The following is a 19898-nucleotide window of genomic DNA, read 5'->3' on the forward strand; positions in this document are numbered from 1 at the left end:
CGTCGACGTCGAACATCAAAGGCTATACATCGTCGAGCTCGAACAGCGCGCGATCGGCGGGCCGCGACAGATAATCGTCCATCATCGCGCGGAAATCGGCTTCATCCCACTCGCCGCGATCGACACGCCGCAGCAACGCCTCGCCGGCCAGCATGATCTTTCGCTCGCGATCCGCGCGCGTTTGCTTGACCTGCTGGCGCTGCGCCTTAGCTGCCGCTTTGCGGGCTGTTTTCAGCTCCTGCAGCTTTTCGTCTGTCGCATCGAGACGACGTTTCAGCATGTTCATTCTGGCGTCCTGTTCGAAGAAGCGGTTTGCGCGGGAAACCGGCGCGCCGGCGTGCGCCGGTTCGTTACATTCGCGCCGTACTGTCGCGCCCAGGTGCGTACCGAGGGAGCGATATCGACTAACGTCGGCGGCATGTTCGGCAACACATCCATCGTCCAGCCACCCAGCCGCTTTGGCGCAATATACGCCGGTCGCCAGCTGCCGTCGGCCAGGATATCGATCACGAACAGCGACGTGCCGACGCTCAGTCGCCAGGTGTTGACCACGGCTGGGGGTAAAGGATTACCCGGTTGTGGCATCGTATTCCACCGTAACAGGAATAAGGGATTCCAAGCCAGAACCGCCGAAAATTCGATCACTCCAATTCGAGCCCTGCAATGAGCGCGTCCGGGTCGATTTTGTTGTCGCTTTGAAAAGTGTAGTGCCCGTTCAAAAGGATATGCCGCCGGGCTGCCGGTGATATCTGCGTAAGCCGCGCCAGCATCTTGGCGTTGCCACTGGCCTCCCATTTCGTCAGTAGATGCGACAGAATCGCCGAGTTGTAAAAAATGATGACGTTGGCGATCAGCCGGGCGCACTGGTTGCTGATCTCGATTTCGATGTCGGTGCGGCCGGTCAATTCCTTCTTGCCGCCGACCTGGGCGATGGTCGAACGAAGCTGATGGTAAGACTCGAGGCGGTTTTGGGAGCGATGCACGTTTCGCTCGAGCTGCGGGTCGCGCAGGTAACGCAACGTGTAGATGGTACGAATGAGCTTATCGAACTCAAAAATCGCGCGACGTGTCGGGTTTTCCTGCGAGTACGTACATAGTTTGCGGATCAGCGAGCCCTGCGTGATCTCTTTGAGGCCCAGCGTGGCGACGATCTGATCGATATTTGTCTTCTCACTGGTGATGAGCTGCCGATCGATTTGTCCGATCGGCTGAATCAGGCATTTCTCGTACAGCGCCGGGTCGTCGATACAATACAATTCCTGCAACTGGTCATCGAGGTTTGTGAAGCGAGGCTCGAAGCGCAACCCGAACCAATACAGGATAGCGAAGTTGGCTTTGTTGATGCTGTGCATGTCGCCGGTGATCGCAGTCGGCACTATATCCGACGTGTTGCGATACCAGATGTCGAACACGTGATGCGCCTCGTACTCGTGCGCGCCGATTAGGTAGCCGTTCAACGGGACATGATTGCACAGCAGCGTGTAGGCGACGACGCCTTTGCCTCGTCCGAAGTATTTGCGCGAGTAACGCGCCTTCACGGTCGGTCGCTCGACGCCGAATTTCTGCCCATCGACGGCGCTGTACAGCGCATCGAGATCGAACGAGTAGTACGGGAAGATCGGCAGCGCGGCGATGGCGTTGCTGATGCAGTCGTTGGCCGCATGCAGCGTCGCCTGACGCAGATACTGCTGGTAGGTGCTATCCAGAACGTGGTACGGAATGTCGCTGGTGCGCGCCATGACATGGTTGCCATGGTTCATTGCCTGAGCGATGATAACCGCCATCAGGCTATCGGCGTCCGCTACCTTCTTCGCGTAGCGCGGCTGCAATGGCGTCAGCGCCGACAGGAACTGGCACTGGCCGTTGACGAAGCGGAACACGTCGGCAACATCGCAGAATGGCAGTTGCTCGTAGAATGCCTGCTCACGCACCTTCTGGTTCTCGGTTTTCGGTTTGCGCCAAATCAGCTTCTGCGTATCCTTGTCGTATTCCAGGTGCGTAAGCTTGCCCTGTTTCAGCTCTCGGTTGAAGGCCAGCCATTGTGCATGCAACTCGGCCGCTAACGCATCGAGTTGGGCATCGATTGGCTGCTGCAGGAACGGGATCTCCATCTGCGCCAGCGCGTCGGCCTTCTCGTTCATCGAAACAAGCTCGTCGGAGAAGTGACGATGTTGCAGACTGTCGTCGAGATAGATCTCTCCCGACTGGAAGCGCTTCCGGATCTGGCGGTACAACCAGAATTCGTAGCGATCGGCGTGCAAACCGGTCGGCTGACCATCAGCGCCGAAGATCAGCAGGTACGGTCGCAGGCGCTTCGGCAGCGTGGCCGCGGGACATTCGGCGAGCGGTCGTTGTGACAGGCGCTGCTGTTTGGCGAAGGCCCCCTTGACCCAAGCCAGCGCCGCGAGCCACGGGTTGTCTGGGGAGGTGCCGACGAAGTCGAGCTCGACGTACAAGGGGCGCAGGTGACGGCGAATACGTTTGGCTAGGCCGTCCACCGCCAACCAGTGTAGTGCCAGTTGACTCAGCGGCTTGACCGTCATGCGTTGCGCCGTGTTTTGTAGCACATCTTTGGCCATGATTTTATAGGCGCGCTGACGCACCTCGCCGAACGGCGTCGGATCGGCTACGCTGTCGTCCACATAGAGCGACAACAGGCGGCCGATCTGCGGCGTTTCCCGATGGCGTTTTACTTGCTCGGCGATGAGTGACTGTTTCGCGCCCGCGCTGCTTTCTTCCTCGAGCTGCTTCATGTGGAAGGCCATCGCATCGACCAGGTTGTCGGTGAGCTGTCGGAAGCGCACCCGGGCGTAACACAGCAGGTAGAGCTGCGCCTGATCCGCCTTCAGGTTGCGCAGGTCGTGGACGGTATAGAAGTTCGCCAGGCTTGCGTAGTACAGCACGTTCTGCTGCGAGATATCCAGCCGGGGCAGCAGCGTCCTGGCGATTTCGTGCAACGGCTGCAGCGTGCCGCGCTTTTCGCGTTCGCGGACCATCTGACGCCAGCCGAAATTCTTGGCATCCTGTTTCAGCGCCGCCAGTTTCGACAGAGTATCATCGCGCACCAGAAGTTGGTCTAGCGCGGTTTGGGTCAATTCGTCCAATACGCCGGTGAGCAGGTCGCCCAGCCGCCGACGTTCGACGGACAGGGCTTCGCTGACTAGCTCTTGCAAGGTCGTGTAGCCGGGCCGGATCATCTTGTGCTCATTGAGCCACACGATGAGCTCGGCGGCGACGAATCCCGGTGTCACGTCGCGACGTACGATCTGCGCGGCCTGCTGCATGAGTTGCGGCAGGAAGGCGGCCACCCACGGTCGATAGCCGTACAGTTCAGCGATCTGTTCGCGCTGGGCGTAGTACTCGTGCCGGGTGATCGGCTTGCGTTCGAACGGCTCGCCGTGGAAATAGCGGCTCAACACGAAATCGTAATCGTCCTCAACCTCGTCCCAATCGAAGCGGAAGAAGGCGTGCTTGGACTTGAAGTAGCCAATCTGCAAGATGCAATAGACCTGCGCGGGTATGGAGGGCCGGCTACTGGCGAGCGCCAGTTCGGATTCGGTCAATGCCAGGTATTCCAGCCGCTGCGCATCGTCGAAATCAGGCAGGCCATACAGGGCTTCCTGTTCGGCGTCGGAAAAGACGCTGAGCAGCTTATTCTTGTTGATCATCGACCATCCTCTCCACGCAACGTCAGATCCTTCAATTTTGTGATATCACGACATGGGGTACGACAGAAATATTGAACTCCCGCATTCTACAGAGATAAGCTTTATTATCTCTGTGGCATTGTTTCCATATTAAACTCGATGACATGAAAACGCGCCCCACGAGCCCGTCCGCCGCCGACATCCCGACCGACTTTCCTGATGCTGATGCACTGGCAGCGCTGCGTGCCTGGTACGAGGGCGCATCCTCGCGTGAGGCGGCACACCGGTACATGCAAGATCGGCTCAGCCACAGCCAGTCAGCCCGCGGCGTCATCGGCCAGATCCGCCGGCAACTGGCACTTTATGCCCGTAACCGACAGCGGGCAGATCTGGCCACGCTGTTCGAATGCCCGGCCCAAAAGCGTATGCATCATGCGCGCGCCACCACGCAGGCTGTCGAGCTACTGCGCATCATGCCTGCGCCAGCTCCGCAGATCGGCGACGACATTGCGCACTGGCTGCCGAATCGCGCTGCCCGCACCCTGCACGCGGCCGGCATCCGGACCCTGGCCGATCTCACGGTACGGATTCCGCGTCGCCGGCAGTGGTGGACCGTCATTCCGGGTCTCGGGCCGGCCAGTGCAAGAAGGATCGAGGCCTTCTTTGCCGCGTACCCGGCGCTCACGGAGCGGGCCCGCGCACTGATCATCGCGGATCGGCAGTCAGTCGTGACGCCTTGGGAGCAACTACGGCTACCGCACGAGATCGACGGATCCGCCGGCGCCTTCCGCGCACCGGTGTCGGCCTGCATCCTCGGCGTCGACAACGATTACGACGCTATCCAGGCATGGCTCGCGTTGCACGAATCCCCGGCCACGCAGCGGGCCTACCGCAAGGAAGCCGAACGGCTGATTCTCTGGGGCATCGTTGCTCGCGGCAAGGCGCTGTCTTCGCTGACCACCCGGGATGCCACCGACTACAGGGCGTTTCTGCGCAGACCTACACCGCGAGAACGCTGGGTCGGGCCACCGCGGCCGCGCACATCAACGGACTGGCGCCCGTTTGTCGACAACCTCTCGGCCCGTTCGATTGCGCATGCGCTTGCCGTGCTCAGCGCCATGTTCCGCTGGCTGGTCGAGCAGCGCTACGTCGTGGCCAACCCATTCTCCGGCATCAAGGTACGCGGCAGCAAGCGCGCCATGGCTCTTGAAACCTCGCACGCTTTCACCGAAGGAGAATGGATGCTGACGCGCACCATCGCCAACGGGCTCGAGTGGTCGTACGGCTGGCAGGCGCCCGCTGCGCAACGGTTGCGGTTCATGCTGGATTTCGGCTACGCAACGGGACTGCGGATCAGCGAACTGGCTGACGCCACACTGCGCAGCATCGAAGTCGACGCAGCCGGTGATCACTGGCTGCACGTGGTCGGCAAGGGCGGCAAGCCAGCCCGCGTTACCCTGACACCCCTAGCGCGCACAGCGCTGGACCGATATCTGCAGGAGCGGGGGCTTCCTGTCAGCCGTGCTCACTGGAATCCGACCACGTCCCTGATTGGCAGCCTTGACGACGCCGATGCCGGCATCAAGCCCTTGCGGCTGTGGGAAGTCATGCGCCGGTTTTTTCGGCTCGTCGCGCAGATTATCAAGAACGACCATCCGGTGCTGGCTGAAAAGCTGCATCGGGCCTCTCCGCACTGGATGCGGCACACCCATGCGACCCACGCGATCGCCAGAGGGGTTGAGCTGAGCGCCGTACGAGATAACCTGCGTCACGCGTCGATTTCGACCACGTCGATTTACTTGCATACCGACGATGTAAAGCGGGCACGGCAGTTCGGGCAGGCATTTACCGACTGAGTTACTCGCTCGGCACGTCAGGCAACAAACCGATTGACGTTCACAATGTGGAATGACGGAATTTTCTGGGGTTCCGGCGTAGAACCCCATTTCCCGCCCTCGAACACGCAAAGGCAACACCCCAAGAGCCCGCGCACCACGGCGAAGGCGACGTGTGGACGCATACGATGATGGTGATCGATGCGCTGCTCGCGCTGCCCGAGTACCAGGCCGCGTCGCGCGCCGACCAGGAGATCGTGTTCCTGGCCGCGCTGCTGCACGACATCGCGAAGCACGGCACGACGGTCGTCGATCCCGTTACCGGTGCGATCGGCCATCCCGGCCATTCGCGCAAGGGCGCGATCGACGCGCGGATCGCACTGTGGGATGCCGGCGTGCCGTTCGCGGTGCGCGAGGCGATCTGCCGGATGATCGCGGTACACCAGGTGCCGTTCTTCGCGATGAGCGGGTCGCGCCGCGGCACGCCCGAGTTCATCGCACGCGAGCTGTCGTGGCAGGTCAGCCTGCCGCTGCTGTGCCTGCTCGCCGAAGCCGATATCCGCGGGCGCATCTGCGACGACACACAGCGCGTGCTCGACAACATCGAACTGTTGCGCGAACTGGCGCGGGAAGAGCGCTGCTATGGCCAGCCGCGTGCGTTCGCCGACGCGCACACCGCACTCAGCTACTTCCGTGGCGCGGACGTGCATCCCGACTATCCGCTGTTCCGTACGCCGGGCTCGCGGGTCGTCGTGATGTCGGGCCTGCCAGCGTCGGGCAAGAACACGTGGGTGGCGCGGCATCATCCGGATCTGCCGGTCGTGTCGTTCGACGATGCACGCGATGCATTGGGGCTGCGTCATGGGCAGAACGAGGGCGCCGTCGCGCACCACGCGGTCGACGCCGCGAAGGCACTGTTGCGCGCGCAACAACCGTTCGTGTGGAATGCGACGAACCTGTCGCCGCTGATGCGCAAGAAGACGCTCGACCTGCTGTTTGCGTACAACGCCGACGTGACGCTCGTCTATCTCGAACAGCCGCGCGCGGAACTGTTGCGCCGCAACGCGCGGCGCGACACGTCGCTGACGAACCGCGTGCTCGAGTCGATGCTGCTGCGCTGGGATTTGCCGCAGCCGACCGAAGCGCATGCGGTGCGGTATGAAGTGTGATGCGGCGACATCGCGACACGAGCCGGTACGCCGCAATTCACCGCGACGTACCGGCTCGTTTCATTTTCAGCGCCGGATTCTGCTGCGTCGCGCGAGCACGCAGCTCGGTGACGTCGCGATGCCGTGACCCTAGTGGGCCAGCACGAGGATCGTGGTAAGTGCGATCGGCGCCAGTGCGACACCCAGCAGGCCGAGCGCACCATCGGCTGCAATCGTGATCGGCGACAGCGCGATCTTCGCCCCCTTACCGAGCACCGACGGTCGCTCGATCACCTTGACGTTGTACGGGTGATTGAATGCCTGGGGTATCGACGAAGGCGTGACATCGTTCGGCTGGTAACGCTTTCCGGTGATCGTGCCGCTCTCCGTCAGTTCAAACCGCCCGTCCTTGAAACCGTCGGCAAGCGCGCGCTCGCGAAGCTCGGAGCCGGCCGGTGCGTCCTCGCGCGCGAGCCGCAACACGTAACGCCCCGAGATCTTGTCGCCGTGCGTCTCGAAATCATCGAAATCGGTATACAGCTTGGCGCGATAGGGTGCCGTGAGATTGACGGCGAGGGCCGGAGGCACATCGAAAATGTAGTGATACTGCTTGCCGATGACCACGAGACTCTTTCCGTCCGCGCTGATCAGAAATGCCGAGAGCGTTTCACGGTATTCCGGATCCTTCAGCATGCGATTGGTGATGGGGCCGATGTTGGCGTCGGAGCAGCCGGCAAGCATGCCGGACGCCGCCACGGCGGGCAGCGCGAGAAATGTTCTTCTTTTCATGTGTGCTGTTGGATGTTGTTGGTTATTCAACGGAACCGCTTGAATGTCGGGCGCTGCGTTCGATGAACGCGGCACCCTGACGGCCGATCATGCGGTTTCTTCGCCTGCGCATTGTAGGGCCAAAACGGCAGGCGCAGTATCCCCCGGGCAAAGCGCCTCACTCGCGTGCGGTAGACTGCACGCTCGCTTGCCCACCACCCACTACACGACCGCTCGCCCCCGCTGATACGCCATGGATCGAATCGATGCGATGAAGGTGTTCGTCGCCACGCTGGACGAGGGCAGCCTCGCGGGCGCGGGCCGCAAGCTCGGCCGCTCGCCGGCGGCGGTCAGCCGCGCGATCGCGTTCCTTGAAGCGCACACGGGCACTGCGCTGCTGTACCGCACGACGCGGACGATCCGGCTCAGCGAGGCCGGCGAACGCTACGCGGCCGCGTGCCGCCGCATCCTGTCCGATCTCGAGGAAGCCGACATGCTGGTCGCCGACGAACGTTCGGCGCCGCGCGGCCTGTTGACGGTCACTGCGCCCGTCGCTGCGGGCGAGGACGTGTTGCGCGCGCTGCTCGACGAATTCATCGAACGCCATCCGGCCGTGTCGATCCGGCTGCAGTTGCTCGACCGTCCCGTCAGCCTGATCGACGAAGGAATGGACGTCGCGCTGCGGATCGCACACCTGACCGATTCGACGCTGGTCGCAATCCCGGTCGGCGCGGTGCGGCGGGTCGTCGTGGCTTCGCCCGATTACCTGGCGAAGCATCCGGCGATCGAGACGCCGGCCGATCTCGCACAGCACCGGATCATCTCGATGACGCACTTCGGCCTCGACTCGTGGAGCTTCCCGCCGCCCGCACCGTCGGCGCTGCCGCAGGTCGTCCAGTTCACGCCGCGCTTCATCATCAACACGATTCGCGGCGCGGTGGCGTCGGCCGTCGCCGGGCACGGCGTCACGCGGCTCTTCTCGTATCACGTGGCCGAACCGGTGCGGGACGGCACGCTGCGGATCGTGCTGCGCGACAGCGAACACGCGCCGCTGCCCATCCATCTCGTCACGCCTTACGGACGCCTTTCTGTGCCGAAGGTACGCGCATTCGTCGATTTCGCGGCGCCGCGCCTGCGCGAGCACTTTGCGCGGCTGGCAGCCATTACTGACGACGATTGAACCGAAACGCGGAAGAATGGCTTTCGCACGGCAGGGATTCACTCGGTAATCGGCTCAATCTAGACTTCCTTCAACCGACGGACGCGAATGGCGCCCGTTCAGCGAATGGAGGTCAACATGCATCAAGCGCTTCCCGTCCAGCTTCGTGCCGGTGCGTTCGGACTGACGCACCGCGTGGTGTCCGGCATCTGCATCGCCCGTTTCGCATGCGTGCCGTCATCGGCAAGCTTCGTCACGCCGGTGAGCACGCAATGAGCACGATCTCGCATGCGCCCGTCACGACACGGGCCGAACGTCCCACCGCCAGCTACGCCGAACGCAACGCGCGCTACTGGCGACGCAATCTCGCCGTCTGCGTGTTCGGGTCGTTCACGACGCTCGTCAGCCTGAGCATGCTGCTGCCGTTTCTGCCGCTGTACGTGCGGCAACTCGGCGTCGACGCGCAGTCGGCCGTGATCCAGTGGTCGGGCATCGCGTTCGGCGCGACGTTCCTCGGCACGGCCGTCACCGCGCCGCTGTGGGGCCGCCTTGCAGACCGCTTCGGTCGCAAGCCGATGCTCGTGCGTGCCGCGATCGGGATGGCGATCGTGATGTCGCTGATCGGCGTCGCGCACAACGTGGTCGAACTCGTCGCGCTGCGGCTGCTTGCGGGGCTGGTCGGCGGCTACGCGTCGGCGTCGACCGTGATGGTCGGCACGCAGGCGCCGCGCGAGCGCGCGGGCTGGGCGCTCGGGATCCTGTCAACCGGTGCGCTCGCGGGCAACCTGGTCGGGCCGCTCGTCGGCGGGTTGCTGCCGGGATGGCTCGGCATTCGCGGCACGTTCTTCGCCGGTGGCGCGATGATCGCCGTCGCCGCGCTGCTGACGATCTTCGTCGTGAAGGAAGACTTCCATGCGGCCACCGATGCCCGCACACGCACCTCGAGCGCCGCAGCCGGCACGCCGCACCGCACGAATCGCGCGGCAGTCGCCGCGCTGCTGGTGACGGCGATGATGGTGCTGCTCGCGAACATGTCGATCGAGCCGATCATCACCGTCTATATCGGCGGCCTCGGCGTGGGCGGCGACCATCTTGCGCGTGTCGCCGGCGTCGTGATGGCGTGTTCGGCACTCGGCAGCATGCTGACCGCCGCACGGCTCGGCGCGCTGGCCGATCGTGTCGGCAGCTGGAACGTGATCATCGGCTGCCTGCTGCTGACCGCGCTCGCGATGGTGCCGCAGGCGTTCGTCACGCACTGGTGGCAGCTTGCCGCGCTGCGCGGGCTGATGGGCATGTCGCTCGCGGGGTTGCTGCCGTCGATCGGCAAGCTCGTGCGGCAATCGGTCGACGAGCGCGCGACCGGGCAGATGCTCGGCTATCTGCAGTCCGCGCAGTTCAGCGGGCAGGTGGTCGGCCCGGTGATCGGCGGGCAGATCGGCGTCGCGCTGGGGCTGCATTCGGTTTTCTTCGTGACGGGCGCGCTGCTGGCGGCCTGTGCGGGGCTCGCGCATTGGGCGCGCGGCCGATAGCGGCTGGCCGGCGGATCGCGGGCTGGCGTAGGATGGGTGCAGTTACGGGTGGCGCGCAGGAAAACGACGCCCCCTTCGTCGCGCGATGCGTTTTCCGTCACGGCAGACACCATACCGCACGGCGGCTACCCATCGCATTCGACATGACTTTCACATGACCGGTCGCGCACAAGGCACGACGAACGCGCACCGATCCGAACCCGACCCACGCGCATCGGCCCGCATCCGGCCGACGCATTTCGATGACGAATCTTGCAGGAGGCAAGCGACATGAATCAATCGACCGACAACCGGACGCTGCTGCGCACGCTCGGCATGCGCGCCCCGATCGTCCAGGCGCCGATGGCCGGCGTCAGCACGCCGGCGCTGGCGGCCGCCGTGTCGAATGCGGGCGGGCTCGGCTCGCTCGGCGTGGGCGCGACGAACGCCGACGGCGCCCGCAAGATGATCCGCGACACGCGCGCGCTCACCGACCGGCCGTTCAACATCAACGTGTTCTGCCACCAGCCGGCGCACGCCGACGCGGCCGTCGAACGCGCGTGGCTCGAATGGCTCGCGCCGGCGTTCCGCGAATACGGCGCGACGCCGCCCGCATCGCTGTCGGAGATCTATACGAGCTTCGTCGCCGACGATGCGATGCAGGCGATGCTCGTCGAAGAGAAGCCGGCCGTCGTCAGCTTCCATTTCGGGCTGCCGTCCGCGGACGTGATCGCCGCGCTGAAGCGCGCGGGCGTCACGCTGTTCGCGTCCGCGACGAACCTCGACGAAGCACGCCAGATCGCCGCCGCCGGCATCGACGCGATCGTCGCGCAGGGGATCGAAGCGGGCGGCCATCGCGGCGTGTTCGATTCGACCGCGCATGACGACCGCCTCGGCACGTTCGCGCTCACGCGCCTGATCGTGCGCGAATGCGCGCTGCCGGTGATCGCCGCCGGCGGCATCATGGACGGCGAGGGCATCGCGGCCGCACTCGCGCTCGGCGCGCAGGCCGCCCAGCTCGGCACCGCGTTCGTCGCGTGCCCGGAAACGTCGATCGACGACGGCTATCGCCGCGCGCTGCTGGGCGATGCGGCGCGCCGCACGACGTTTACGGCCGCGATCTCGGGCCGGATCGCACGCGGCCTCGCGAACCGGCTGACCGCGCTCGGCGACGACCCGCACGCGCCGGCCACGCCCGCGTACCCGATCGCGTACGACGCCGGCAAGGCGCTGCACGCGGCCGCGAAGGCGAAGGGTGAATTCGGCTACGGCGCGCAGTGGGCCGGGCAGGCGGCGCCGCTCGCGCGGTCGCTGCCGGCGGCCGAACTGTTCGCCGCGCTCGAACGCGAAACGCGGGCGGCGATCGAGCGGCTGCAGCACGTGCTGGATTGATCGCACGATTCGCGGGCGGCGAACCGCACGCATATCGCGGCGATCGGTGAACGCACCCCGATCGCCGAATCGATACGTCGCGGCCCGCGGCCAATTTGCAATGTTCTGTATCTGCATGAACCCCGGATACATCGCGATACAAGGCACGTTCGAGCGTCCGTTATAAAGCAGGCGTGACCTATTCGGGAGTCCATCATGTCTGCAACCTGGTTCAACGGGTCCTGCCATTGCGGGGCCGTCAAATTCGAAGTCAGAACGGCCGTGACGCCGGCGACTCGCTGCAACTGCAGCATGTGCCGCCGGCGCGGCGCACTGATGAGCCCGATGTTCGCCGCCGGCGAACTGAAGATCGTCGAGGGCGAGGGCGCGCTGACGTGCTACCAGTTCAACACGCGCACGGCCCGTCACTATTTCTGCAGCCATTGCGGCATCTATCCGTTCCATCAGACGCGCAAGGACCCCGCCCGCTGGCGCGTCAATCTCGGCTGCCTCGACGGCGTCGACCCGTATGCGCTCGATGCAACGGTAGCGGACGGCGCGAGCCTCTCGGTCGTGGAGGACACATGAAACGCTGGCTGATGATCCTGCTGTTTGCCGCAGGCGGGCTCGCAACCGAAATCGCACATCCGGTGCAATGCACGCTGCTGTCGGTCAGCCGTACACAGACCGGCAAGCGCCACAGGTCGGGCTGACGGCGCGCCGGTTCATCGGGAGCGATTATCGAGCTTCCGATAAGATCGCATGCGATATATAATGCGTCCATCTGCGGCCGTTCGCGCCGCTGGAGGACGTTCATGAAACCGACCGAAGCCCCATCCGCCGCCGCGCCGAAGCTGTCCGAGTTCCTGTGCTTTGCGATCTACTCGACGAACCTCGCGTTCGGCAAGGCCTACAAGCCGATTCTCGAGGAGCTCGGCCTCACGTATACGCAATACATCACGATCATTGCGCTGTGGGAGCAGGACAACCAGACGGTCGGCCAGCTCGGCGAGAAGCTGTTCCTCGAATCCAATACGCTGACGCCGATCCTGAAGAAGCTCGAGGCGATGGGCTACCTGGAACGGCACCGCGATCCGTCGGACGAGCGCCAGGTGCTGGTCAGCCTGACGAAGACCGGCCGCCGCGTGAGGGAGAAGGGGCTCGACATGAATCTGGTCGAAGCCACCGGGTTGAAGCCGGACGAATTCGCGAAGATGCAGAAGGCGATCGTCACGCTGCGCGGCAACCTGATCCGGTCGACCGACGAATAAACACGCGTACCCGCCGCGGCCGGCACGTCCATCGTGCCGGCCGCGTCGTCATGCGTTTCCGTCGCCGAGCACCAGCAGGTGCATCTCGCGACGGACGACAAAACCGAGTGCGAGATAGCGCTCGATCGCCACCTGATTCGACGCGAGGACGTGCAGGAAAGGCGTATCCGAGCGCGCACCGATCTCCGCAATCAGCGACCGCATCAGGCGCGCCGCCAGCCCCTGCCGCCGGAACGCGGCATCGACGCACACCGCGCTGATCTCCGTATACCCGTCGACCTGCATCCGCTCGCCGGCCATCGCGGCCAGCCTGCCTTCGCTGCGGATGCCGATGTAATGGCCGAGCTCGAACGTGCGCGGCCCGAACGGGCCGGGCTGCGCGGCCGTGGTCAGCGCGAGCATCTCGGGCACGTCGGCTTCCGCGAGCGTGACATGGCCGGATTCGGGTGCCGGACCGAGCGTCCCTTGCCAGACCATCTGCAACAGGCTCGCGCGCCGGATCGCCGACAATCCCGCCGGCAGCTCGATTTCGTCCGGCGTGACCAGCGCCGCCGGCCCGTGAGCCGCGATCAATGGACGCAATGCGTCGAACGACGCCGCGCTCGTATCCTCCATCGCGGCAAACGGTGCGATGGCTACCGGAAACCGCCATGCACGGTCATGACCGAGCGCCAAGCGGCGCTGCCTGCCCGTCAGCGCGTTCCACACCACACGGTCGAGCGGGTGCGCACTGCCTGGCGCGTTTCCGGTCGTTGCATCGGACATGAGCTGCTCCTCGATTGAAGGTGTCGGTCGCACAGCATAGACCGGGATCGGACGGGCAGGGCGCGGCGCGCCAACTAACGCTGCCAGCGCTGCGGATCCACCCATATCGGGAACGACAGGATCACCGTCAGCCCGTTCCCCCCGATCCCGGCCGTCACCTCGACCGACCCGCCGTGCGACTCGGCGATCCGGGCGACGAGCGACAGGCCAATGCCGCTGCCCGGCTGCACCGTCCCCGGTACCCGGTAGAAGCGTTCGAAGATCCGCTCGCGCTCGTCGGCCGGCACACCGGGCCCGTCGTCCGCGATCCGCAGCCGGACCCGTGCACCGTCTGCATCGGCAGGGACGTCGCACGTGATCTCGACCCGGCCGCCGTCACGGCCGTATCGCAGCGCGTTGTCGATCAGGTTGCGCACCGCTATGGCGATCTCGTCCAGGTCGCCCCAGACGCGCACCGGTTCGACTGCGATCCGCATCGTCTGTCGGCGCGCATGCGCGGCCGCGTCGAAGTCGCTCGCGATCAGTGCAACGAGCCGCGACAGGTCGACCGGCCCGTGCTGGTCGGCCCGTGACCCTGCATCCAGCCGCGCCAGTTCGAGCAATTGCCCGGATAGCCGCGCGCTGCGCTCGACGCCCGTTGCCAGCCGGCGCAGTGCTTCGTTCTTGTCCGCCAGGCTGTCCGCCTGCAACGCCACTTCCGCCTGGGCCGACAACGCAGCGAGCGGCGTGCGCAACTCGTGCGCCGCATCGCCGATGAAGCGGCGCTCGGTGTCGACAGCCTGACTCAGCCGCGCGAGCAGGCGATTGAACGATTCGACGAGCGGCCGCAGCTCACGCGGCAGCGTCACCAGCGGCAACGGCGAGAAATCGAAGGCCGCCTTGCGCTGGATCGCCTGCTGGACGTCGCGCACCGGCCCGAACGACCAGCGGATCACCCACCAGATCACGACGCCCAGCATCCCGAGCATCACCGCCGTGTTGAACAGGCCGAGTTGCAGCGCATTGTTCGCCTTCTCCTGCCAGGTCGTGGCCGGGCCGCCCGTCTGAACGTGAATCCGGCCTGCCGGATCCGACAGCGAGTACACGCGCCAGGTCTCGTCGTGCGCGACGCCGCGCCCGGTGCTCACCCCGTATCCGTCCCGCAGGTCGGCCTTGAGGGCCGGCCCCGGTGCGTCCACGCTGTGCATCACGTTCCGGCCATCGACCCAGATCTGGAACGCGACGTCGTATTTGCCATACGCCGTTTTCGGTACGACCGCCTGGGCGTTCGCCGCGGGCAGGCGATCGATCGTATCCGGCAATGCGAGGAGCAGCAGTTGCGCGGCGCTCTCGAGCATGCCGTCGCGCCAGCCGCGCTGCTCACGCCACAGGCCGATGCCGAGAAACGCCCCCCAGCTCGCCCAGAACACGACGACCGCCGCCATCACGGTCGCGAGCAGGCGCACGCGTAGCGACTTCATGCCGGGCTCTCCCCGACGCGATAACCGAAGCCGTGCACCGTCACGATCAGCTCGTCGCCGAGCTTGCGCCGCAGTTGATGGATGTACACCGCGATCGTGTTGCTTTCGATTTCGCTGTCGTTGCCGTACACGCGCGCTTCGAGCTGCGTGCGCGTGACGACGCGGCCTTGCCGCTCCATCAGCGCCAGCAGCGTGCGGTACTCGTGGATGCTGAGCACAACGGGTTCGCCGGCGCGCGTGACTTCCTTGCGCGCCGGATCGACGTGCACGTCGCGGTAGACCAGGCGTTCCGACACGCGGCCCTGGCTGCGACGCGTCAGCGCGCGCAGCCGCGCGTAGAGTTCGTCGAGCTGGAACGGCTTCACGAGATAGTCGTCGGCGCCTGCGTCGAGGCCGCGGATCCGGTCGCTCAACTGATCGCGCGCGGTCACGATCAATACCGGCGTCGGGTCGTAGTTCGCGCGCATCGCAGCGAGTAGCGTGAAGCCGGACGCACCCGGCAGTTGCAGGTCGAGCAGCACCGCGTCGTAGTCGTGGCCGACGAGCGCGAGCCGCGCGGCGGGAACGTCCGCCGACCAGTCCGCGCGCCAGCCGTTCTGCCTGAGGCCCGCGCACACGGCGTCGGCCAGCATGACATCGTCTTCTACCAGCAGGATATGCATCGGTTTCGCTCCTCGATTGTCGAGGTCGCCAGCCTGACCGACCGCGATTAAAAACTTCTTAAAGCCCGGGGGCCACGATGCGTGCCATTCGCCGCATTGCCGGTGCAATGCATCTGGCGTTTCCTCGAGAGGCTCGCGATGACCGTGTCACGTCCTTCAATTCCGTTGCTGCAATGCAATGCGGCACGACGCCCCACCTTCGCGCCGCGCCGGTGCGGGCCATTCTGGCACGGAAGGCCACGTGCGTTGTGCGCGTCGGCCGCGTCGTGCGCCGGCCGCGCGGGAGCGGTGCGATGAACCAGCTCGCCACGCTCGTCCCGTTCGGCCTCGCGCTCAGCGTGGCCGGCGCCAACAGCACTGCCTGCCTCGTCGGCCTGTCGCTGATCGAGCGGCTGATCCCCGTGCTGCCGTCCCACGCGCTGCTCACGATGATCGGCGTCGCCAGCGCGCAAGGCGCTTGGACATTGCCGGAAGCGATCGTCGTCACGGCGCTCGGAAGTTTCGCCGGCTGCCTGCTGCATTACGCGCTCGGCAACCTGTGGCCGGAAGACAGCGTGCTGACCCTGCTGCACCGCATCGCGCCGCTGGGCCGGCTGCAGCCCGCAAGAATCGACGCGCTGATCGACGGCATCCGCGCGCGGCCCACGCGGCTCGCACTCTGGTCGCAACTGGTGCCGTTCGTCCGGCTCGTCGCACCGGCGCTCGCCGGCTTGCTGGAAACGAGTTTCGCGCGATTCGCGTCGGGTGCCGCGGCCGGCATCGCGCTCTGGAACACGCTGTTCATCACGGCGGGCTACCTGGCCGCACGCGCGGCCGCCTAGCCCGACATGCCGTTGACCGATCGATCCCGACTGGAGCCCGTCGATGCGAATCCCCGACTGGATGCTGTTCCTGCGTACCTGGTTGCGCCATCCGCGCCGCGTCGGCGCGCTCGCGCCGTCCGGCCCGGCGCTCGCCGCGCTGATCACCGCCGATATCCCGCGCGACGGCGCCACCGTGATCGAGCTCGGTGCGGGCACCGGCGTGTTCACGCGGGCACTGCTCGCACGCGGCGTCACGAGCGACCGGCTGGTGCTGGTGGAAGCCGATCCCGCTTTCGCGAACACGCTGCGGCATCAGTTTCCCGCGCTGCGGGTCATGCAGATGGATGCGGCGCAACTCGGCATGACGGGCGACTTCTTCGGCGGGGCGCGCGCGGATGCGATCGTGAGCGGGTTGCCGCTCGTCGCGATGCCGGTCGAACGGGCCGTCGCGATCGTTCGCTGCGCGTTTGCGCGCCACCTTGCTGCCGATGGTGCGTTCTACCAGTTCACGTATGTGCCCCGCTGCCCGATCCCGGCGCGCGACCTGGAGGCCATGCGCATTCGCGCCGTCCGGGTGGGTGTCGCGTGGATGAACTTCCCGCCCGCCATCGTGTATCGCTTCGACCGCCGGATCGATGCGGCCGGCCATCAGCGGCCCGTTGCGCGGCCGTTGCGCGATGCAGTTGTGGAAGCCACTATTTTGCGGGGCTTCGATGCCATGCCATCGTTCGATTCGAGCGGCATGCGGCCATCGACGGATGGAGGTGCGTCGTCGTGAACGCGCTCGGGTACGGGTTGCTGTCCGGCCTGCCTCGGCTGACGTTTCTGCTTCGACGATCACGAGCCGCGAGCGTCGACAGCCGCATCGGTACGACGCACCGTCGCATCCCGGGCCGACACGAGCACGTAGTGCGCGCCGACCTGCAACGCAGTTTTTCGCCGACGACCGGCGAGGCGCGCGCCGTGCTCGCGCGCTCCCGTTTTCTCACACCCCGTACCGAACTGCCCGGATCGGCGCGACGATTCCGACGCGCGATGCTCAATGGCCGAAGTAGATCGAGCGCTCGGCCATGCGAACCACGCTGCGGCTGCCCGACTGCGTTGCACCGCCGGCGTCGCTGCCGTAACCGGATGCCTGCGACTCGGCCGCAATTGCATCGGTGTCGTGGGCCCGGCGCAGCGCAGCCTGGAGGTTGTCCGGATAGTTCGGGTCGTTGGGCCGGTTCGGCAGGTAGCCGGCCTTCTGCAGCGCGGCCAGTTCCGCACGCACCTGCGAGCGCGTCACGGTGCTGTCACCGGCAAACGCCGGCGCGGCAACGGCAGCCGACACGGCAACGAGAACGGCAGCGATCAGTTGGGTCTTCATCATTCACCTCGACAAGAAAAGGGGGATTCAGCAGTTGCGCACCATGCGCCGGCCACCGGCGCCGTTCGCGGTTTCGTTCAATGACCGAAGTAGATCGAGTGCTCGGCGATTCGCGTCGCAGGCCGGCTGCCCGACTGCGTCGCGGCGGCGGCGTCGCTGCCGTAACCGGACGTCGCGGCCTCGGCTACTGCGGTGTCGTTCGCGTGAATGCGCGTCAGTGCGGCCTGCAGATCGTCCGGATAGTGCGGATCGTTTGCGCGGCCCGGCCGATAGCCGGCCTGTTCGAGCTGCACGAGTTCGGCACGCACCTGCGCGCGGGATACGGCGGCTGCGTCGGCGAACGCCGGGGCGGCAGCGGATGCGGAAACGGCCACGAGAAGGGCGGCAATCAATCGGGTTTTCATCATTTACCTCGACAGAAGAGAAAGAGAAGGCATTCAGCGTTCGCGTATCGACGATGCGCTGCGCTCAATGACCGAAATACACCGAGCGGTCGGCCACGCTGACCGCGTGCCGGCGGCCCGATTGCGTTGCCGTCTCACCGTCGCTGCCGTAGCCGGACGCCTGCTCGTTGCCGGCGACCGCATCGGTTGCATGGATCTGCGTGAGCGCAGCCTGGAGATCATTCGGATAGGTGGCGTCGGTCGCGCGATTCAGCGGGTAGCCGGCCTGTTGCAACTGCGCGAGCTCGGCACGCACCTGCGCACGCGTCACGGTGGATTCGCTGGAGAACGCCGGTGCGGCAACCGTGGCCGAAACAGCGACGAGAAGGGCGGCGATCAATCGGGTTTTCATCATTCACCTCGAAAAGAAAGAAAGGAAAGCGGGCATTCGGCAAGGCGGCGCCAGGCCGCCTGATGCATCGTTCAAGCGATACGGATGTCGACGTCGATGTTGCCGCGCGTCGCCTTCGAATACGGGCAGGTCTGGTGTGCCGCATCGACGATGCGCTGCGCGACGTCGCGGTCGAGCCCCGGCACGCTCACGTTCAGCCGGGCCTGCAGGAAGTACGCGTTGCCGGCGGTGCCGAGATCCACTTCGGCGTCGACCGCGAGATCGGCCGGCAGCGTTACCTTCGCGGCACGCGCCGCAAGCTGCATCGCACCGATGAAGCAGGCCGACCAGCCGGCCGCGAACAGTTGTTCCGGGTTGGTGCCGGTACCGGCGCTGCCCGGCGACGACAACTGGATGTCGAGGCGGCCGTCGGAACTGCGTGCCGCGCCGTCGCGGCCGCCCGAAGTCGTATGCGTCTTGCCCGTGTACAGCACTTTGTCGATCTTGCTCATCATTTGCTCCGTCGGTTGGGTGGTTTGTTTCAGATGCGATTCGATCGCATGCGATGGAGTTTCGTCGAGACGATCTTCTCCGTCAAGCGCATTCGATTAAATCGCATGCGATATTTTGTATTTCAATGTATCAGGAACGTGTACAGCTTTGCGGGAGAAGGCTTTCCGGCGATCGATCCCTGATATTCGCGGACCAACGAATCCGGGCAGGGCAGGTGAAAAAGCCCCGGAAACGGCTGGCCGCCCCGCAGGGCGGCCGATCGGTCAGGCCGGGTCGATCTCGGCGATCACGACAAGGATCACGGCCGCGTCGGCCGGCAACTGGCGTTGGGAGAATGCCGACCGCGCGTGGCCCGACTTTTCGCCCAGCACGGCGGCGAACAGGTCCGACGCGCCGTCGATCACGGCCGGCTGCCCGAAAAAGCCGTCGGCTGAACTCACGTGCCCCTCGACGCGCACGATCTTGCGCAGGCGCTCGAACCCGCGCAGGTGCCGGCGGATCTGCGCGAGCACGTTCAGCGCCGCGAGCCGGGCGGCATGCTTGCCTTCGTCGACGCTCAACTGCTCGCCGACGCGGCCGGTACAGGCAACCTTGCCGTCGACCAGCGGCAGTTGTCCGGAGACGAACAGCAGGTTGCCGGCTTCGCTAGCGGCCGTATAGCTGCCGAGCGGGTTCGGCGGCTCGGGTAACGCGAGGCCGAGGTCGGCCAGTTTCTGTTCGACGGTCATGTCGTGCTCCTTGCGGGAAAAGGGTTCGGGCGATCGGTGCTGCCTGTGAGTCACTGTAGTCATGCGCCCGAAGCCGGTAAATGTCGGCAGCGCAATTGACTCACGACGTGGTGTAACGAA

22 protein-coding genes and 1 pseudogene are annotated in these 19898 nt (G+C 65.4%); 11 read left to right on the forward strand and 12 right to left on the reverse strand.

Features of this window, described 5'->3' with window-relative positions; all coding sequences use genetic code 11:
* Positions 1 to 22: 22 nt before the first annotated feature.
* From LXE91_RS14085 to LXE91_RS14095, 3 genes are read right to left on the reverse strand one after another with little or no spacing between them, the layout of a single operon-like run.
* Complete coding sequence (locus tag LXE91_RS14085; protein WP_007180432.1) at positions 23 to 286, reverse strand: hypothetical protein; 264 nt, start codon at positions 284 to 286, stop codon at positions 23 to 25.
* On the reverse strand, positions 283 to 645 hold the full coding sequence (locus LXE91_RS14090; protein ID WP_156903410.1) for a hypothetical protein: 363 nt from the start codon (positions 643 to 645) through the stop codon (positions 283 to 285). Before LXE91_RS14090 ends, LXE91_RS14085 begins: the two co-directional genes overlap by 4 nt.
* On the reverse strand, positions 642 to 3668 hold the full coding sequence (locus LXE91_RS14095) for a Tn3 family transposase (protein ID WP_278068094.1): 3027 nt from the start codon (positions 3666 to 3668) through the stop codon (positions 642 to 644). The genes LXE91_RS14090 and LXE91_RS14095 overlap by 4 nt, the downstream gene beginning before the upstream one ends.
* A 143-nt stretch (positions 3669 to 3811) precedes the next feature.
* Here LXE91_RS14095 and LXE91_RS14100 point away from each other — a divergent pair, with 143 nt between their 5' ends.
* Together LXE91_RS14100 and LXE91_RS14105 are read left to right on the forward strand one after the other, a co-directional pair.
* Positions 3812 to 5503, forward strand: coding sequence for a site-specific integrase (locus LXE91_RS14100; protein WP_007180429.1), 1692 nt, complete (start codon positions 3812 to 3814; stop codon positions 5501 to 5503).
* Positions 5504 to 5592: 89 nt separating this feature from the next.
* Positions 5593 to 6651: pseudogene (locus LXE91_RS14105) on the forward strand (AAA family ATPase); the annotation flags it as partial.
* 129 nt (positions 6652 to 6780) lie between these two features.
* Here the strand turns inward: LXE91_RS14105 and LXE91_RS14110 are convergent.
* Positions 6781 to 7449 (reverse strand): 5-formyltetrahydrofolate cyclo-ligase, encoded by a 669-nt coding sequence (locus tag LXE91_RS14110; protein ID WP_223274358.1) that lies wholly within the window; start codon positions 7447 to 7449, stop codon positions 6781 to 6783.
* A 202-nt stretch (positions 7450 to 7651) separates the two neighbouring features.
* Between LXE91_RS14110 and LXE91_RS14115 the strand changes: the two genes are divergently transcribed.
* From LXE91_RS14115 to LXE91_RS14145, 7 genes are all read left to right on the forward strand, one after another.
* Positions 7652 to 8578, forward strand: coding sequence for a LysR family transcriptional regulator (locus LXE91_RS14115; protein ID WP_039354931.1), 927 nt, complete (start codon positions 7652 to 7654; stop codon positions 8576 to 8578).
* A 117-nt stretch (positions 8579 to 8695) separates the two neighbouring features.
* Complete coding sequence (locus LXE91_RS14120) at positions 8696 to 8833, forward strand: hypothetical protein (RefSeq protein ID WP_157644962.1); 138 nt, start codon at positions 8696 to 8698, stop codon at positions 8831 to 8833.
* Positions 8830 to 10086, forward strand: a complete 1257-nt coding sequence (locus LXE91_RS14125; RefSeq protein ID WP_039354928.1) for an MFS transporter — start codon at positions 8830 to 8832, stop codon at positions 10084 to 10086. The genes LXE91_RS14120 and LXE91_RS14125 overlap by 4 nt, the downstream gene beginning before the upstream one ends.
* A 270-nt stretch (positions 10087 to 10356) precedes the next feature.
* On the forward strand, positions 10357 to 11457 hold the full coding sequence (locus LXE91_RS14130) for an NAD(P)H-dependent flavin oxidoreductase (RefSeq protein WP_039354925.1): 1101 nt from the start codon (positions 10357 to 10359) through the stop codon (positions 11455 to 11457).
* Between the two features lie 195 nt (positions 11458 to 11652).
* Entirely contained in the window at positions 11653 to 12024 is a 372-nt protein-coding gene (locus tag LXE91_RS14135; protein WP_039354922.1) for a GFA family protein, read from the forward strand.
* Entirely contained in the window at positions 12021 to 12149 is a 129-nt protein-coding gene (locus LXE91_RS14140) for a hypothetical protein (RefSeq protein ID WP_256093584.1), read from the forward strand. Before LXE91_RS14135 ends, LXE91_RS14140 begins: the two co-directional genes overlap by 4 nt.
* A 102-nt stretch (positions 12150 to 12251) precedes the next feature.
* Positions 12252 to 12707, forward strand: coding sequence for a MarR family winged helix-turn-helix transcriptional regulator (locus LXE91_RS14145; RefSeq protein WP_039354918.1), 456 nt, complete (start codon positions 12252 to 12254; stop codon positions 12705 to 12707).
* Between the two features lie 48 nt (positions 12708 to 12755).
* On the opposite strand, the gene LXE91_RS14150 is transcribed toward LXE91_RS14145, so the two are convergent.
* From LXE91_RS14150 to LXE91_RS14160, 3 genes are all read right to left on the reverse strand, one after another.
* Positions 12756 to 13472, reverse strand: a complete 717-nt coding sequence (locus LXE91_RS14150) for a GNAT family N-acetyltransferase (RefSeq protein WP_039354916.1) — start codon at positions 13470 to 13472, stop codon at positions 12756 to 12758.
* Positions 13473 to 13546: 74 nt separating this feature from the next.
* On the reverse strand, positions 13547 to 14932 hold the full coding sequence (locus LXE91_RS14155; protein WP_039354913.1) for an ATP-binding protein: 1386 nt from the start codon (positions 14930 to 14932) through the stop codon (positions 13547 to 13549).
* Positions 14929 to 15594 (reverse strand): response regulator transcription factor, encoded by a 666-nt coding sequence (locus LXE91_RS14160; protein ID WP_039354911.1) that lies wholly within the window; start codon positions 15592 to 15594, stop codon positions 14929 to 14931. Before LXE91_RS14160 ends, LXE91_RS14155 begins: the two co-directional genes overlap by 4 nt.
* Before the next feature lie 293 nt (positions 15595 to 15887).
* Between LXE91_RS14160 and LXE91_RS14165 the strand changes: the two genes are divergently transcribed.
* On the forward strand, positions 15888 to 16415 hold the full coding sequence (locus LXE91_RS14165; RefSeq protein ID WP_039355043.1) for a DedA family protein: 528 nt from the start codon (positions 15888 to 15890) through the stop codon (positions 16413 to 16415).
* Positions 16416 to 16458: 43 nt separating this feature from the next.
* Positions 16459 to 17175 (forward strand): class I SAM-dependent methyltransferase, encoded by a 717-nt coding sequence (locus tag LXE91_RS14170; RefSeq protein ID WP_039354910.1) that lies wholly within the window; start codon positions 16459 to 16461, stop codon positions 17173 to 17175.
* Between the two features lie 261 nt (positions 17176 to 17436).
* Here the strand turns inward: LXE91_RS14170 and LXE91_RS14175 are convergent, their stop codons facing one another.
* The 5 genes from LXE91_RS14175 to LXE91_RS14195 all read right to left on the reverse strand — a co-directional run bounded on the left by LXE91_RS14175 (position 17437) and on the right by LXE91_RS14195 (position 19778).
* On the reverse strand, positions 17437 to 17766 hold the full coding sequence (locus LXE91_RS14175) for a DUF4148 domain-containing protein (protein ID WP_039354908.1): 330 nt from the start codon (positions 17764 to 17766) through the stop codon (positions 17437 to 17439).
* A 74-nt stretch (positions 17767 to 17840) separates the two neighbouring features.
* A complete protein-coding gene (locus LXE91_RS14180) occupies positions 17841 to 18170 on the reverse strand; it encodes a DUF4148 domain-containing protein (RefSeq protein WP_039354905.1) in 330 nt (109 codons plus the stop codon).
* 61 nt (positions 18171 to 18231) lie between these two features.
* A complete protein-coding gene (locus tag LXE91_RS14185; RefSeq protein ID WP_082139441.1) occupies positions 18232 to 18558 on the reverse strand; it encodes a DUF4148 domain-containing protein in 327 nt (108 codons plus the stop codon).
* Positions 18559 to 18629: 71 nt separating this feature from the next.
* Entirely contained in the window at positions 18630 to 19049 is a 420-nt protein-coding gene (locus tag LXE91_RS14190; RefSeq protein ID WP_039355040.1) for an organic hydroperoxide resistance protein, read from the reverse strand.
* Positions 19050 to 19313: 264 nt separating this feature from the next.
* Positions 19314 to 19778 (reverse strand): RidA family protein, encoded by a 465-nt coding sequence (locus LXE91_RS14195; protein WP_039354899.1) that lies wholly within the window; start codon positions 19776 to 19778, stop codon positions 19314 to 19316.
* Positions 19779 to 19898: the final 120 nt, after the last annotated feature.

Origin of the sequence: Burkholderia contaminans, assembly GCF_029633825.1 — a bacterium.
Taxonomy (GTDB): Bacteria; Pseudomonadota; Gammaproteobacteria; order Burkholderiales; family Burkholderiaceae; genus Burkholderia; species Burkholderia contaminans.

What these genes read in the sequence shown, in the direction of transcription:
- LXE91_RS14180 (WP_039354905.1), bottom strand. Translation starts at nt 18,170, where the DNA reads ATGATGAAAACCCGATTGATTGCCGCCCTTCTCGTGGCCGTTTCCGCA.
- LXE91_RS14085 (WP_007180432.1), bottom strand. Translation starts at nt 286, where the DNA reads ATGAACATGCTGAAACGTCGTCTCGATGCGACAGACGAAAAGCTGCAG.
- LXE91_RS14140 (WP_256093584.1), top strand. Translation starts at nt 12,021, where the DNA reads ATGAAACGCTGGCTGATGATCCTGCTGTTTGCCGCAGGCGGGCTCGCA.
- LXE91_RS14160 (WP_039354911.1), bottom strand. Translation starts at nt 15,594, where the DNA reads ATGCATATCCTGCTGGTAGAAGACGATGTCATGCTGGCCGACGCCGTG.
- LXE91_RS14150 (WP_039354916.1), bottom strand. Translation starts at nt 13,472, where the DNA reads ATGTCCGATGCAACGACCGGAAACGCGCCAGGCAGTGCGCACCCGCTC.
- LXE91_RS14190 (WP_039355040.1), bottom strand. Translation starts at nt 19,049, where the DNA reads ATGAGCAAGATCGACAAAGTGCTGTACACGGGCAAGACGCATACGACT.
- LXE91_RS14155 (WP_039354913.1), bottom strand. Translation starts at nt 14,932, where the DNA reads ATGAAGTCGCTACGCGTGCGCCTGCTCGCGACCGTGATGGCGGCGGTC.
- LXE91_RS14195 (WP_039354899.1), bottom strand. Translation starts at nt 19,778, where the DNA reads ATGACCGTCGAACAGAAACTGGCCGACCTCGGCCTCGCGTTACCCGAG.
- LXE91_RS14145 (WP_039354918.1), top strand. Translation starts at nt 12,252, where the DNA reads ATGAAACCGACCGAAGCCCCATCCGCCGCCGCGCCGAAGCTGTCCGAG.
- LXE91_RS14165 (WP_039355043.1), top strand. Translation starts at nt 15,888, where the DNA reads ATGAACCAGCTCGCCACGCTCGTCCCGTTCGGCCTCGCGCTCAGCGTG.
- LXE91_RS14115 (WP_039354931.1), top strand. Translation starts at nt 7,652, where the DNA reads ATGGATCGAATCGATGCGATGAAGGTGTTCGTCGCCACGCTGGACGAG.
- LXE91_RS14125 (WP_039354928.1), top strand. Translation starts at nt 8,830, where the DNA reads ATGAGCACGATCTCGCATGCGCCCGTCACGACACGGGCCGAACGTCCC.
- LXE91_RS14135 (WP_039354922.1), top strand. Translation starts at nt 11,653, where the DNA reads ATGTCTGCAACCTGGTTCAACGGGTCCTGCCATTGCGGGGCCGTCAAA.
- LXE91_RS14130 (WP_039354925.1), top strand. Translation starts at nt 10,357, where the DNA reads ATGAATCAATCGACCGACAACCGGACGCTGCTGCGCACGCTCGGCATG.
- LXE91_RS14170 (WP_039354910.1), top strand. Translation starts at nt 16,459, where the DNA reads ATGCGAATCCCCGACTGGATGCTGTTCCTGCGTACCTGGTTGCGCCAT.
- LXE91_RS14120 (WP_157644962.1), top strand. Translation starts at nt 8,696, where the DNA reads ATGCATCAAGCGCTTCCCGTCCAGCTTCGTGCCGGTGCGTTCGGACTG.
- LXE91_RS14100 (WP_007180429.1), top strand. Translation starts at nt 3,812, where the DNA reads ATGAAAACGCGCCCCACGAGCCCGTCCGCCGCCGACATCCCGACCGAC.
- LXE91_RS14185 (WP_082139441.1), bottom strand. Translation starts at nt 18,558, where the DNA reads ATGAAAACCCGATTGATCGCCGCCCTTCTCGTCGCTGTTTCGGCCACG.
- LXE91_RS14095 (WP_278068094.1), bottom strand. Translation starts at nt 3,668, where the DNA reads ATGATCAACAAGAATAAGCTGCTCAGCGTCTTTTCCGACGCCGAACAG.
- LXE91_RS14175 (WP_039354908.1), bottom strand. Translation starts at nt 17,766, where the DNA reads ATGATGAAGACCCAACTGATCGCTGCCGTTCTCGTTGCCGTGTCGGCT.